16 protein-coding genes and 1 pseudogene are annotated in these 13,474 nt (G+C 73.3%); 12 read left to right on the plus strand and 5 right to left on the minus strand.

Annotated features, from left to right (window positions below; genetic code table 11):
- Positions 1-279: pseudogene (locus AC2CHG_RS17095) on the minus strand (type VII secretion protein EccE); the annotation flags it as partial.
- Positions 280-441: 162 nt separating this feature from the next.
- Between AC2CHG_RS17095 and eccB the strand changes: the two are divergent.
- From eccB to AC2CHG_RS17135, 8 genes are all read left to right on the plus strand, one after another.
- Positions 442-1,911, plus strand: coding sequence for a type VII secretion protein EccB (eccB, locus tag AC2CHG_RS17100; RefSeq protein WP_262015901.1), 1,470 nt, complete (start codon positions 442-444; stop codon positions 1,909-1,911).
- A 116-nt stretch (positions 1,912-2,027) separates the two neighbouring features.
- Positions 2,028-2,399, plus strand: a complete 372-nt coding sequence (locus AC2CHG_RS17105) for a hypothetical protein (RefSeq protein WP_013283763.1) — start codon at positions 2,028-2,030, stop codon at positions 2,397-2,399.
- Positions 2,392-3,678, plus strand: coding sequence for a WXG100 family type VII secretion target (locus AC2CHG_RS17110; protein ID WP_262015900.1), 1,287 nt, complete (start codon positions 2,392-2,394; stop codon positions 3,676-3,678). Before AC2CHG_RS17105 ends, AC2CHG_RS17110 begins: the two co-directional genes overlap by 8 nt.
- A 160-nt stretch (positions 3,679-3,838) precedes the next feature.
- On the plus strand, positions 3,839-4,312 hold the full coding sequence (locus AC2CHG_RS17115) for a hypothetical protein (protein WP_484525097.1): 474 nt from the start codon (positions 3,839-3,841) through the stop codon (positions 4,310-4,312).
- A 156-nt stretch (positions 4,313-4,468) separates the two neighbouring features.
- Positions 4,469-5,299 carry a hypothetical protein gene (locus AC2CHG_RS17120; protein ID WP_484525098.1) on the plus strand — a complete coding sequence of 277 codons (831 nt, stop codon included), beginning with the start codon at positions 4,469-4,471 and terminating at the stop codon, positions 5,297-5,299.
- A 147-nt stretch (positions 5,300-5,446) separates the two neighbouring features.
- Positions 5,447-5,782: a YkvA family protein gene (locus AC2CHG_RS17125; RefSeq protein ID WP_013283759.1), complete on the plus strand. Its 336-nt coding sequence runs from the start codon at positions 5,447-5,449 to the stop codon at positions 5,780-5,782.
- Between the two features lie 30 nt (positions 5,783-5,812).
- Positions 5,813-6,226, plus strand: a complete 414-nt coding sequence (locus tag AC2CHG_RS17130; RefSeq protein ID WP_262015897.1) for a pyridoxamine 5'-phosphate oxidase family protein — start codon at positions 5,813-5,815, stop codon at positions 6,224-6,226.
- 146 nt (positions 6,227-6,372) lie between these two features.
- Positions 6,373-6,981, plus strand: a complete 609-nt coding sequence (locus tag AC2CHG_RS17135) for a C39 family peptidase (RefSeq protein ID WP_262015896.1) — start codon at positions 6,373-6,375, stop codon at positions 6,979-6,981.
- Positions 6,982-7,030: 49 nt separating this feature from the next.
- On the opposite strand, the gene AC2CHG_RS17140 is transcribed toward AC2CHG_RS17135, so the two are convergent.
- The gene (locus AC2CHG_RS17140) at positions 7,031-7,213 is read right to left on the minus strand and encodes an antitoxin (protein ID WP_262015895.1); all 183 of its coding nucleotides are present in this window, start codon (positions 7,211-7,213) and stop codon (positions 7,031-7,033) included.
- A gap of 131 nt (positions 7,214-7,344) precedes the next feature.
- Here AC2CHG_RS17140 and AC2CHG_RS17145 point away from each other — a divergent pair, with 131 nt between their 5' ends.
- Complete coding sequence (locus tag AC2CHG_RS17145; RefSeq protein WP_484525099.1) at positions 7,345-8,442, plus strand: AI-2E family transporter; 1,098 nt, start codon at positions 7,345-7,347, stop codon at positions 8,440-8,442.
- A 28-nt stretch (positions 8,443-8,470) separates the two neighbouring features.
- On the opposite strand, the gene AC2CHG_RS17150 is transcribed toward AC2CHG_RS17145, so the two are convergent.
- Complete coding sequence (locus tag AC2CHG_RS17150; RefSeq protein ID WP_484525100.1) at positions 8,471-9,124, minus strand: dienelactone hydrolase family protein; 654 nt, start codon at positions 9,122-9,124, stop codon at positions 8,471-8,473.
- A gap of 207 nt (positions 9,125-9,331) precedes the next feature.
- On the opposite strand from AC2CHG_RS17150, the gene AC2CHG_RS17155 reads away from it, so the two are divergent.
- The 3 genes from AC2CHG_RS17155 (at position 9,332) to AC2CHG_RS17165 (ending at position 10,302) form a co-directional block, all read left to right on the plus strand.
- Complete coding sequence (locus AC2CHG_RS17155; RefSeq protein WP_484525109.1) at positions 9,332-9,724, plus strand: MerR family transcriptional regulator; 393 nt, start codon at positions 9,332-9,334, stop codon at positions 9,722-9,724.
- Complete coding sequence (locus AC2CHG_RS17160; protein WP_315985951.1) at positions 9,694-10,041, plus strand: thioredoxin family protein; 348 nt, start codon at positions 9,694-9,696, stop codon at positions 10,039-10,041. Before AC2CHG_RS17155 ends, AC2CHG_RS17160 begins: the two co-directional genes overlap by 31 nt.
- Before the next feature lie 81 nt (positions 10,042-10,122).
- Positions 10,123-10,302, plus strand: a complete 180-nt coding sequence (locus tag AC2CHG_RS17165) for a hypothetical protein (protein WP_071097001.1) — start codon at positions 10,123-10,125, stop codon at positions 10,300-10,302.
- Between the two features lie 42 nt (positions 10,303-10,344).
- Here the strand turns inward: AC2CHG_RS17165 and AC2CHG_RS17170 are convergent, their stop codons facing one another.
- Entirely contained in the window at positions 10,345-12,717 is a 2,373-nt protein-coding gene (locus AC2CHG_RS17170) for a glycoside hydrolase family 65 protein (RefSeq protein ID WP_484525101.1), read from the minus strand.
- Entirely contained in the window at positions 12,714-13,466 is a 753-nt protein-coding gene (locus tag AC2CHG_RS17175) for an HAD family hydrolase (protein WP_366624480.1), read from the minus strand. Before AC2CHG_RS17175 ends, AC2CHG_RS17170 begins: the two co-directional genes overlap by 4 nt.
- Between the last annotated feature and the right edge of the window lie 8 nt (positions 13,467-13,474).

Here is a 13,474-nt window from a genome sequence, read left to right on the forward strand (position 1 = left end):
GCGGAGCATCAGGTCCTCGTACCACCAGCGGCCGCCCCGGCGTGCGAAGGCCGCGGCCGCCGCCAGCAGCGCCAGGACGCCGACCACCGCGAGCAGCCACGCCGGGCCGGCGGTGGCGAACCAGACGGCGAGCGCCGCGCACTCCACCACCACGAGCTGCCCGACCACGACCGGGCCGAGGCGTCCCCGGCGGCGCTTGTCGGCCGGGGTGACCGGCCGGTCCGGCGGTACGGCGGGAGCGGTGGCGGTACGACCGGGTGGCGCCTGGAGCTGCGTCATCGGTGTGCGTCCCTTCTGGACATCCTGGGCATCCGCCGGGCGGGTGCGGTCGTTCGGGCGGCGGACGGGGTCCGGCGCACCCCCGACGGCCCCTTATCGTAGGGAAGCCCGCGGCGCTGTTCGGACCTGTCGCCGCGGACCCACCCCCGCCGGAGGTTAGTCATGCGGACCCGCCGCGATCAGGTGCAGGCGTACCGCTTCGTCACCCGCCGCATCGTCTCGGCACTGCTCTCCGGTGATCCGGAGACGAACGACCTGCCGATGCGCCGCCTCGGCATGGCGGTGTTCGGCAGCGTCATCGCGGCCGCCGTGGTGCTCGGCGGCGTGGGCGCGTACGGGCAGCTCACCAGCAACTCGGCGCCGCTGGAGCCGAACACGCTGGTGATCGAGCGGGAGACCGGCGCGACGTACTACTTCGGCGAGGACCAGGTGCTGCGCCCGACGCTCAACTACGCCTCGGCGCGGCTGATCGTCAACGACGCGGCGGCGCAGCCGCGCACCATGTCGCAGGCGTCGATCAAGGACCGTCCACGCGGGCGGCTGGTCGGCATCGTGGGCGCCCCGGACGACCTGCCGGACCGCAAGTCCCTGGTCGGGCTGCCCTGGTCGGTGTGCGACGTACCGGATCCGAACGACCCGCAGCGCTCCACCACGCACCTGGTGATCGACCGCGCGCTGCCCGGTGGCACGGCGCTGACCGACCGGGCCGTGGTGGTGCGGACCAGCGACGCCCGTTACCTGCTCACCGGCGGTTCCCGGCTGCAGGTCGCCGGCGACGAGCAGGCGCTGGTGGCGTTGAAGATGGCCGGCGCGACGAACCTGACGGTCGGGCAGCAACTGCTGAACGCGGTGCCGGTCGGTCCGGTGCTGCGCAAGCCGGCGATCGCCGGGGACGGCAGCGCGAGCGGGCTGACGGTGGCCGACCGGCCGGCCCGGATCGGCCAGGTCTACCAGGCCGCCGGCCAGTACTACGTGCTCACCCGGCAGGGCCTGGCGACCGTCCGCGAGGTCACCGCGCTGCTGCTGCTCGGCAGCGGCGGCGAGGTGACGCAGATCACTCCGGACGAGGCGGGCCGGCTCCTCACCGACCAGCGGCTGGACGCGGACGGCCTGCCGGCCCGGCTGCCGACGCTGCACGAGGTCCGGCCGGGCCGCACCGTGCTGTGCGCCACCTACCGGCCCGGCCCGGCCGGTCAGCCGCCGACCACCACGTTGGAGGTCTTCGACTCCCCGCCGGCCGAGCTGACCTCGGCGACCGCGATGCCGGCCCGGCAGGGCGCCCGCGACGCGGTACGCACCGCCGAGAACGTGCTGCTACCAGGCGGCAAGGGCGTGCTGGTGCAGGCCACGGCCGGGGAGAGCGGCAAGGCGGCGGCCGGTTCGACCGTCTACCTGATCACCGCCCAGGGCATCCGCTATCCGCTCGGCACCGCCGGGGGCGACGCCAGGAGCGCGCTCGGGTACGGCGACGTGACGCCACTGGCCGTACCGGCCTCGCTGCTGGCGCTGGTGCCGACCGGCCCGACGCTGTCCCGCGAGGATGCGATGACCTACTTCGATGCGTCGGCACCCCCGGGGGCCACCGCGACACCCTCGGCCGGGGGCGCGGCGGCGCAGGTCCAGGGCGGTTGAACAGCCGCCGGCCGATCCGAAGTGGAGGAACCCCGTCACGGGTCGCCCGGGTTGGCCCGCTTCGACTAACCTGAGTACGGCGAACGGTTATCGACGATGACTACGGGGATGCAGCCATGACGGGGCGCACGACGGTAGACGTACTGTCCTTGGAGGACTTCCACCAGCGGCTCGAGCGGCGCCTGCACGAGGCGGAGTCCGTGTTGCGCAAGCTCAACACCCAGATGCAGTGCCGCCCGCCGGCGCTCGGCACGTTCACCGACGCGACCGACAACGCACGTCGCTACTCCGAGACGCACCAGAGCTACGTCAACCACGTCGACCGGCTGCGCCGGGCGATCCTGGCCGCCCGCGAGGCGACCCACAAGATCATGACGAACTACAAGACCGCCGAGGCCCGCAACGCCGCCGCCGCGGCCGACATCGCCGCCGCCCTCTCCGGGCTCAACGAGGCGATGAAGCAGCCGAAGGAGGACCCGCGTGTCTGAGTACACCCGGCGCTACGAGCACGTCAGCCACGAGGAGCTCTACCAGGGCGTCAACGCCGGCGACCCGAAGCAGATCGAGGCGCTCAGCGCCCAGTGGACCTCCCTGAAGGGCACGCTCGACGACCTCGGCCGCGACCTGACCGCCGACCTGGAGGCGCTGGCGAAGACCTGGACCGGCGACGCGGCGCGGGAGTTCCACCGCCGGCTGGACATGGTCGTGCGCTACTCCGGCAACCTGTCCGAGGGCATGACCGGCATCCGGCAGGGCCTGGACATGATGTCCAGCGAGCTGCGGGCCGCGCAGTCGAAGGCGGAGAGCCCGGAGAAGACCGACGACAACGACAAGCTGCTCTCCGGCGCCGGCAAGGGCTTCCTGATCGGCGGTGCCCCGGGCGCGGTGATCGGCGGGATCGTCGGCCACCAGCAGGACAAGGCCGAGCAGGAGAAGGCGCACCAGCGGATGGTGCAGGTCGTGGCGAAGCTCGCCGAGGGCTACGACTTCTCGGCGTACGGCCGCATCGTCGTGCCGGACCCGCCGGAGACCGAACTGCCCGGCCACACGAGCAACGGCGACCCGACGCTGCAGAACGGCCCGTCGGTGAAGACGCCGTCGTCCGGCCCGAGCCTGGGCAGCTTCGGCCCGGGTGCCAACGCCACCGCCACCACGTCGGGCGTGCACCACACGGCCCCGACCGGCGGTACGCCGGGCGAGGGCACGCCCGGTGCGGGCACTCCGGGCGGCCAGCCCGGCGCCGGCGCTCCGGGCTCGGTGCCGACCAGCGGCACCGTCGACCCGGGCGGCACCTCGCTGGCCGGCGCCGCGCCGCTGACCAGCACCGTCGGCGGTCCGACGATCGGCGGCGGCCCGGGCTTCGGTCCCGGCGGCGCCGGCCCGACGACGATGAGCGCCGGCGGACCGGGTGGCGGCCTCTACGGCGCCCCCGGTGTGCTGAGCACCGGCTCGCTCGCGGGCACCGGCACCAACGCGGCCTCCTCGGCCCGCTTCGGCGGCATGTCCGGCGCGGAGAACCGCTCGGCGGCCGGCACCGGCCGGCTCACCTCCGGCCGTGGTCTGGTGGTCGACGCCGGGAGCAAGCCCGCCGAGCGCACCGGCGGCGCCACCGGGCGGCCCGCGATGGCCGGCCGCAGCGGCGTGCTGGGCGGGCGCGGCGGCCACGGCGACGACGAGTCCGACGGCCGGCTGACCTGGCTCACCGAGGACGAGATGGTCTGGAGCGACGGCGACGCCGCCCCGCCGCCGGTGCTCGGCGGCAACTGAGCCCGGGCTTCACGAGACGGCGCGGCACCCCGAAAGGGGCGCCGCGCCGTTCCGCGTCGGGCCTGCGTGAATGTCCGTCCACACCGACCCGTGGGGTGGCTCACGTAACCCGCAAGATCCTTGAGCTGCGGGATCGTCCGTCGACCGATAGGTTGAACAGGTGCTGCCCGTAGCGTTCGCCCCGTCCACCTGGACGGCGACGCTGCGCCGGATCGCCCGCACGGCTGTGGCCGGCCTGGCGATCATCGCCGGCCTCCAGGGCATCGCCGCCGCACCCGCTCACGCCGCCGCGGCCTCGCACGCAACCGTCGCCTCGCACGCCGTCGCGACCGAGCACGTCGCAGCGATCGAGCACATGGCGGCGATCGAGCACGTGGCCGCCGTCGAGCACATCACGGCGATCGAGCACGTGGCGGCGCGGCAGGCGGTCACGACCGGCGCCGCGCGTTCCGCCGGCCTCACTGCGGCCGACGCGACGACCGCTGCCCCGCGGACCACCGGCCCCGGCACCGGCCCGGCCGTCACGGAAGCCCTCTCCGCCGACTCCGCCGGGCGCGTCCCCGGCGTCGAGGTCGTCGCCGCCGCCGACCCCGGCCGGGCGGACATCGCCCGTCGCGGTCCGCCGCGCGCCTGACCGGGCGCCCCTTCCGGTACGTCCCGGCGCGGCCCACCGGCCGCACGCCTCGCGCCCCGCTGCGCGTCCCGTCGCGTCCGAGTCACGACGCGCACCCGCCCGGATGCCCGGGCCACGACCGTTTATCGTCCTTCCTTCCACCACGAGGTGCTGGTGATGCAGACCGTCTTCTCCGCCGTCCTGCCCGACATGCCCGCGGCCGCCGTGATCTGGCTGGTCCTGCTCGCCGTGGCCGCGACAGTGGTCACCGCGCTGATCGTCCGCCCGTCCCGGTTCCGCTCGGAACTGGTCGACCGGATCAGCGACGCCGCCCGGCCGAGCAGCATCGATCGGGCCGAGCGTGCCCGCGTACGGGACCAGGAGCAGATCCGCTACGCCGACGAGGTGGCGGTGGCCGCGTCCCGTGCCACGGCGACCGCCGAGCGGAGCCGATCCGAGTGGCTGACCGCCCAGGAGGAGGCCGAGGCCGCCTGGCAGGCGTACCAGGCGGCCGAGGAGGACGTCCGGCGCCTGAGCGCCGCCGCGGCGCTGCCGCTGCCCCGGACCGCCAAGACCCCGGCCGAGTACGCCGACCGGGAGCGCTGGCTGCACCGGGCCGCGATGGACGCCCAGTGGCGTAACGAGATCACGGTGCGGCAGCTCAGCGACATCCTCGGCGGCAACGGCTGGGACCCGAGCCGGCACCCGGTGGAGCAGGAACTGCTGCTGCGCCGGCTGGTCCGGGACAACATGGCGGCCCGGCACCGGGCCGCGATGCAGCGGGAGCAGGCCGCCTGGCAGGCGGCCGAGCTGGCCGCGGCGGCGGCGCAGAGCCTGCGTGACGAGGCGTTCGCGGCCCTGCACCCGGTCGCCGAGCCGCAGACGGAACTCTCCATCGTCGGGTTCGCCGGACCCGAGGCCACCCGGGAACTGCCGACCGTGGCGGGCGGGGGGACCACTCGCGAGCCGACCCCGGTGGCCCGGGGCCGGGCGGCGGTCGTGGTCTGAGAGCACCGTGGCCCGGGCTCCCAGATGGATTACTTCCGAGCACTATGACTGAGAGGCATGAACATGCCTCTCAGTCATACGCGTTCCGTCAGAGTCGTCTGTCGTCGGCACCGCGCGGCCCGGGCCCGGCTCGGCTAGCGTGGTGGCGTGTCCCGTGAAGCCTGGGTGCTGGTCGTCCTCGCCGCCGTCCTCGCGGCGGCCATGCTGGCCGGGGCGGTACTGCTCGCCATCCGGGTGGTCCGCACCCGCCGGATGCTCGGCGCGCTCGGCGCCGGCGGCAAGGTCGCGTTCTACGGCGCGCTGATCTACACGATCCTGCCGGTGGACCTGCTGCCCGATCCGATCTACCTGGACGACATGGGCGTGCTGGCCGGCGCGCTGTTCTACCTGGGCCGGCTGGTCGCCAAGCACCGCGCCGAGCAGCGGGCCGCCGGGGAGTCCCCGGTGGCGACGTTGCCGCCCGGCGCGGCACCCCGCCGCTGAGACGTCACCGGCACGGAACAAGGAGACGACATGGCGGCACGGCATCGGCTGGATCCGAGCGACGAGCGGGTGGCCCGCTTCTTCGCGGATCGGCACCTCGCCACGCTCACCACACCGCGTGCCGACGGCACTCCGCACGTCGTACCCGTGGGGGTGACCTTCGATCCCGCAGCCCGGCTGGCCCGGGTGATCACCTCAGCCGGGTCGGCCAAGGCCCGGCACGTCGCGGCGGCCGGGCCGGACGGCGTCCCGGTCGCGGTGTGCCAGGTCGACGGCCGCTGGTGGCTGACGGTGGAGGGCCGGGCGGTGCTGCGCCGCGACCCGGAGTCGGTGGCCGAGGCCGAGCGCCGGTACGCCGAGCGGTATCGCACGCCGCGCCCGAATCCGGAACGGGTGGTCATCGAGATCGCGGTGACCGGGCTCCTGGGAAGCCTCCCCGACTGAGGCGTCTGTCCGGTTCCGCGGTGGCCCCGGTCACGGCCGGAAATGGGCCGCAGCGGCAGGGCGGTTGAACTCTCCGTACGCCGAGCGCCACTCCTGGTGCCGCGTCTCCCGCACGGAGCCGTCGACCCCCGAATGGAGCCTCGACCATGAACCCGATCATCCGTAAGTGTGTGCTGTCCGTCGCCGGCCTGGCCGCGGCCGGCGGTGCCGTGGCCGGTCCGGCCGCCGCCCACGCCGCCCCGGTCAAGGGCAAGGGTGACCGCGCCGCCGACTACGAGTACCAGGCACAGCCGAACTACTTCTACTGCGGTCCCGCCTCGACCCGGATCGCCCTGTCGGCCGAGGGCAGGGACGTGAGCCAGGACGAGCTGGCGACGAAGCTCGGCACCACCGAGAACGGCACCGACTCGGCCATCGACATCACCCGCGTGCTCAACGAGTACACGGGTGGCAAGTACAAGACCACCGAGATCCGCGACGACGTGGCCACCCGGGACCAGGTCGAGCGTCTGCGCGCGGACATCCGTACCGCTGTGGACGACGACCGCCCGGTGGTGGCGAACATCCTGGGCGGTGCCCGGGACATCGACGGGGTGGAGCACAGCTACCCCGGCCACTACGTGACCGTCGTGCGGTACGAGGGCGACGGCGACCGGGTGCTGATCGCCGACCCGGCCCGGCCGGACGAGCCCACGTACTGGATGGACGTGACCGAGCTGGCCAACTGGATCGCCGGACGCGGCTACAGCTCCTGACCCGCACGGGCCGGTCCCCTTCTGGGGGCCGGCCCGCCGCCGGGGTACGTCAGCGGCCGGTGTCGCCTTCGCCGGTGCGCTGCTGCGCCATGTCGACGCCCTTGTCGATCTGCGCGTCGTACTTGCCGCCGGTGCGCTTGTCCGCCGCGTCACCGGCCTTCTCGATGCCCTGGTCGACCTGCCTGTCGTGCTTGTCGGCGAGGTCCTTGGCCTTGTCCATGAAGTCGCTCATGCCCGAATCTCCCTTCGATACGGTGAATGCCTTCCCGGAGGCCGGGGGCACAAACACCGGGTGGGCGGTTACGTCCCTGGTGTCGGATCGGCCCGCGTCGGGTACCAACGGCCCGGATCGAGGAGGGCGACGTGGACGACGACGCTGGCATAACCGGGCGGGCACCGACCGCCGGACCGCGACAGACCTGGGCGGGACTTCCCTGGCCGGTACGGACGGCGGTCACCTGGAGCGCCTGCCTGCTGGTGGTGACCGCCGGGCTGTGGCTGCTCGGGCAGATCGCCGTACTGCTCGCGCCGCTGGCGGTGGCGCTGGCCGGCACGCTCTTCCTCGCCGCGCTGCTCGACCCGATCCTGGTACGCCTGCGCCGGCTGCGGGTACCGGCCGGGCTCGCCGCGCTGCTGAGCATCCTGCTGCTGCTCGGCATCCTGGGCGGCGCCGGCGTCCTGGTCTGGAACCTCACCGCGAGCCAGTTCAGCGAGTTGAGCCAGCAACTCGACGAGGGTTTGCAGCGCACCCGGGACTTCGTCACGTCCAGCCTGCCGGTCACCGACCAGCAGCTCGACCGGCTCGTCGAGCAGATCCGGCAGGGCCTGAGCAGCGGCGCGCCCGACCCCGTCGCCGGTGCGCGCAAGGTCGCCGAGGTCGCGGGCGCGGTGCTGCTCGCCCTGGTGCTGCTGTTCTTCCTGCTCAAGGACGGCCGCTCGATGTGGCGCTGGGTGCTGCGCCGGCTCGCCGGCCCGCGCCGGGAACTGACCGCCGAGGCGGGACGGGCCGGCTGGCGGACGCTCGGCGCGTACAGCCGGGGCACGATGATCATCGCGGCCATCGACGCCATCGGCATCGGGCTGGCCCTGGTCGTGCTGCGTGTCCCGCTGGCCCTCCCGCTCGCCCTGATCACGTTCCTCGGCGGATTCGTACCGATCATCGGCACCACGGTGGCCGGTGCGGTGGCGGTGCTCGTCGCGCTCGCCGCGAACGGTCCGACCACCGCGCTGCTGACGCTGGCCGCCGTGATCGCCGTCCAGCAGATCGAGGGCAACCTGCTGGAACCACTGGTGATGCGGCGGCAGGTGCAGCTGCACCCGGCGGTCATCCTGGTGGTGGTCACCGCCGGCACGCTGGTGGCCGGGGTCGCCGGGGCGTTCGTGTCGGTGCCGATCGCGGCGGTGCTGTGGCGGGTGCTGGACACCGTGCAGCGGCACCGCGCCGCCGAGGCAACGGGCTGAGCCACCGGAGCGCTGACGGGTACGGCGGTCAGGCGGGGTGCGGCTGGCGCAGGTGCGTGGTGAACCACGTACCGGCCTGGTCGGCCACCTGCTCCAGCGTGCCGGGCTCCTCGAACAGGTGCGTGGCGCCGGGCACGATCCGCAGCTCGGCGACCTCGCCCAGCGCGTCCCGGGCCTGCTCGTTGAGTGCGATCACCTGCTCGTCCAGGCCGCCGACGAGCAGCAGCGTCGGTGCGCGTACCGCGGTCAGTGAGCTGCCGGCCAGATCGGGCCGGCCGCCCCGGGAGACCACAGCGCCCACCCGGTCCGGCCGGGCCGCGGCGGCGACCAGCGCGGCGGCGGCGCCGGTGCTGGCGCCGAACAGTCCGATCGGGAGCCGTCCCAGCTCCGGGTCGGCGCCCATCCAGTCGACGATCCCGGCGAGGCGTTCGGCCAGCATGCCGATGTCGAAGCGCAGTTCGGCGGTGATCTCGTCCCGGGCCTCCTCGTCGGCGGTCAGCAGGTCGACGAGCATCGTGGCGAGCCCGCGCTCGTTGAGCGCGTGCCCGACGGCCATGTTGCGCGGGCTGTGCCGCGAGCTGCCGCTCCCGTGCGCGAACAGCACCACCCCCCGCGCCTCGGCAGGCACCACCACGTCCCCCACGAGCCCGCCGTCCACCACAGGCACCGAAACCTCACGCATAACCTCACCGCCCCTCCCGCTCTCCCCCACGCATACCCCCCACCCCGACGATCATGAAGTTGACGCCCCAGAAAGCGCTCCCCCACCCCGTCAACTTCATGATCGCGACCACCGGCCAAGATCCACAAAAGCGCACGCGTTCGGGTTGCGTTGACGTCGGCGGCAAGGTTTAGCGTCGACCTGGCAGTGAGGGAACGGGGGCGGCGGATGCGGATCGGGGAGCTGGCGCAGCGGGCCGGTACGAGCACCCGCACCCTGCGCTACTACGAGGCCCACGGCCTGGTCCGGCCGAGCCGGTCCGCCAACGGATACCGGGTCTACGACGAGGCGGAACTACGCGTCGTCCGCGAGATCCGGTCCCTGCTGGCGATCGGCTTCGGCCTGGACGACATCCGCCCGTTCGTCGCCTGCCTGCGCGCCGGGAACGACTCCGGTGACGTCTGCCCCGATTCGGTGGCGGTGATGCGGCGCAAGCTCGCCGAGGTGGACGACTACCTCGACCGGCTGGGCGACGTCCGCCGCCAGCTGCACGACCAGCTCGCCCACGCGATCGCCCAACGGGAGGAAACATGCCTCAGGACACGGGGACCGGCCGGCTGAACCCGGTCACCGACGACACCTTCGCGGCTACTGTGCTGGCCGCCGACGGGCCGGTGGTGGTGGACTTCTGGGCCGAGTGGTGCCCACCGTGCCGGGTGGTGTCGAAGCACCTGGCCGAGCTGGCCGAGGAGTTCGGCGACGCGCTGCGCTTCGTCACTCTCAACACCGACGAGAACCCGGCCACCGCACGCGCCCACCGGATCATGTCCGCGCCGACCATGCTGGTGTTCCGGGGCGGCGAGGTGGTCGGCTCGATCGTCGGCTCCCGCCCGAAGGACCACCTGCGGCGCAGCTTCGCCCAGCACGTGGACGGCTGAGCCCTCGCCTGGACGGTTGAGCCGCCGCCGGGCGGGAACGCGCGGGGTGACCACGGACCCCGACCGATCGCGAGGATCGTCATGGCGAAACAGGACAGGTCCCGGGAACAGGAACTCACCGACCAGGAACGTCGTAAGCAGGAGCTGAAGGACTCGCCGGACTGGGCCGACCGCGCCTCGACGGCGCGGACATCCGACGATCCGCGGGCCACGGCGCCGCGCGACGCCGGCGGGCGTCCGTCAAACGGCCGCCAGTTCTGAGGTACGCGTACCGAGCGGTCCCGCCCTTCGGGGCGGGGCCGCTCAGTTCATGCGTTCCGGCAGGTGCATCAGCGGCGCGCGGCCCTGCGGCTGCTCCGGCTGCGGACCGGTCGGGTGAGCCGGTGGCACCGCCACGGTGACCGGCTGCGCGGAGGTGACCCGCAGCGGCTCGCCGTGATGCCGCAGCTCCACGACGGTGTCCGGGCCGCCGTTGCGCAGCGAGTAAGTCGTCTGGTGCGGCCGGACGTCGACCCGCAGTCGCATTCCCTGCCACTGGAGTGAGAACTCCAGGCGGCTGAGGCGGCTGGAGAGCCGGGGCGCGAAGGAGAGCATCCCGTCGTGGTCCCGCAGCCCGCCGAACCCGGCCACCAGCGCGATCCAGGCGCCCGCCAGGGACGCCATGTGCACGCCGTCGCGGGTGTTCTCGTTGAGGTCGTGCAGGTCCATCAGCGCGGCCTCGCGCAGGTAGCGGTGGGCCAGTTCGAGGTAGCCGACCTCGGCCGCCAGCACCGCCTGGGTGCAGGCGCTCAGCGACGAGTCGCGTACGGTGCGCCGCTCGTAGTAGACGAAGTTGCGCAGTTTCTCGGCGGCGCTGAACGCGTCGCCCCGCCAGTGCATGGCGAGCACCAGGTCGGCCTGCTTGACGACCTGCTTGCGGTAGAGGTCGAAGTACGGATAGTGCAGCAGCAGCGGGTACTTCTCCGGCGGCGTGTGCTCGAAGTCCCACTCCTGGAAGCGGGTGAATCCCTCCACCTGCTCGTGCACGTCGGTCTCCGCGTCGTACGGGACGTGCATGTCGTTGGCGGCGTCCCGCCAGGCGGCTGCCTCCTCCTCGGTGACGCCGAGGTCGAGTGCCTGGTCCCGGTAGCGCATCGCGCAGTCCGCGGCGGTACGCAGGTTCCGCTGGGCCATCAGGTTGGTGTAGACGTTGTCGTTCTTCACCGCCGTGTACTCGTCCGGGCCGGTGACGCCGTCGATGTGGAACCGCCCGGCGCGGTCGTGGTGGCCGAGCGAACGCCACAGCCGGGCGGTCTCGACGAGCAGTTCCAGTCCGATCTCCCGTTCCAGCGCCTCGTCACCGGTGACGAGCACGTAGCGGCGCAGCGCGTCGGCGACGTCGGCGGCGATGTGGAACGCGGCGGTGCCGGCGGGCCAGTACGCCGACGACTCCGGCCCCTCGATGGTGCGCCACGGGAAGGCGGCGCCTTCGAGGTTCAGCGTGCGGGCGCGTTCCTGGGCCTGGGCCAGCGTGTCGTACCGCCACTGCAATGCGTCACGGACCGCGCTGGGCTGGGTGTACGTGAGCACCGGCAGCACGAACATCTCGGTGTCCCAGAACGCGTGGCCGTCGTACCCGGGGCCGGTGAGGCCCTTGGCCGAGATCGGCCGCCGTTCCGCTCGGGCGCCGGCCTGGAGGACGTGGAAGAGACCGAACCGGACGGCCTGCTGCACCTCGGGGTCGCCTTCGACGCGTACGTCGGCGGCGTCCCAGAACGCGTCCAGGTATTCGCGCTGGGCCCGGCGCAGGCCGTCCCAGCCGTCGAGCCGGGCCGCGGCGAGCGCCGCGCCGACCTGGTCGCGCAGCGCCGGGAGGGACCGGCGGCTGGACCAGCCGTACGTGAGGTACTTGACCACCCGGAGCGTCTGGCCGGGCTTGAGCACGCAGCCGATGGTGGTGCGGACCCAGTCCTCGTACCCCTCGCTCTCGATCGTGGTGCGTTCGGGCCCGTCGACGTCGTGGCCCATCGCGGCGGCGACCCGCAGGCCGCTGACCTTGGTGCGATGGATGAGCTGGCCGCCGTCGTCGGTGGTCAGCTCCTCCTCGGCCTGCAACGGCGACTCCAGGACGGCGGCGACCCGGGGGTCACGGCTCTGCGGCGGCAGCGACTCGTTGGCGACCAGCTCGGACTGGAGGATCAGCCGCAGCGGCCCGTCGACCGGTTCGACCTCGTAGTGGATGGCTGCCACCGAGCGCTGGGTGAACGACACCAGGCGGGTGGTGCGGACCTTGACCTCCCGGCCGGCCGGGGAGCGCCAGTGCAGGTCCCGCTGGAGCGTGCCGGCGCGCATGTCGAGGACCCGCTCGTGGGCGAGCAGTTCGCCGTAGCGCACGTCGAGCGGCTCGTCGTCCACGAGGAGCCGGATCAGCTTGCCGTTCGTGACGTTGACGATGGTCTGCCCGGACTCGGGAAAACCGAAGCCGGCTTCCGCGTACGGCAGCGGGCGCAGCTCGTAGAACGAGTTCAGGTAGGTGCCGGGCAGCCCGTGCGGCTCGCCCTCGTCGAGGTTGCCCCGCAGCCCGATGTGCCCGTTGGAGAGCGCGAACACCGACTCGGACTGGGCCAGCACGTCCATGTCGAGCTGCATCTCCCGGACGTGCCAGGGCTCGACCGGATACGCCGTTTCCCGGATCACGCGGCCGGCTCCGCGGCGAGCAGGTCGGCGAGGTCGGTGACCACCACGTCGGCGCCGTGCGCCAGCAGCTCGTCGGCCTGGCCGACCCGGTCGACGCCCACCACGTACCCGAATCCGCCGGCACGCCCGGCGGCGACGCCGGCGAGGGCGTCCTCGAAGACGGCGGCCTGCGCCGGTTCGACGCCGAGCAGCCGGGCGCCTTCCAGGAACGTGTCCGGGGCCGGTTTGCCGCGCAGCCCGTTCGCGCGGGCGACCACGCCGTCCACCCGCGCCTCCAGCCAGCGGTCCAGTCCGGCGGCGTGCACCACGGCGGCGCAGTTGGCGCTGGCCGAGACGACGGCGCGGCGCAGTCCGGCCGTGGTGGCCGCCTCGAGGTAGCGCACCGAACCCTCGTACACCTCGACGCCGTGCTGCTCGATCCGCTGGAGCAGGACGACGTTCTTGCGGTTGCCGAGGCCGTTGACGGTGTCCGCCTCGGGCGGGTCGTCCGGCGATCCCTCGGGCAGGGTGATGCCGCGCGAGGCCAGGAATGTGCGCACCCCGTCGGCGCGCGGTCTGCCGTCCACGTAACGGTTGTAGTCCGGTCCGGGGTCGAACGGGTGGAACGGCTCGCCGGTTTCCGCCGACCGTCGCCGCAGGTACGCGTCGAACGTCTCCGCCCAGGCGGCGTTGTGCACCTTGGCGGTCTGCGTCAGCACACCGTCCAGATCGAAGAGACAAGCGCGCACGTGCGCGGGGAGGCCCAGCATCGCTTGAA

The sequence above is a fragment of the Micromonospora sp. ATLC20 genome (genome assembly GCF_057196585.1).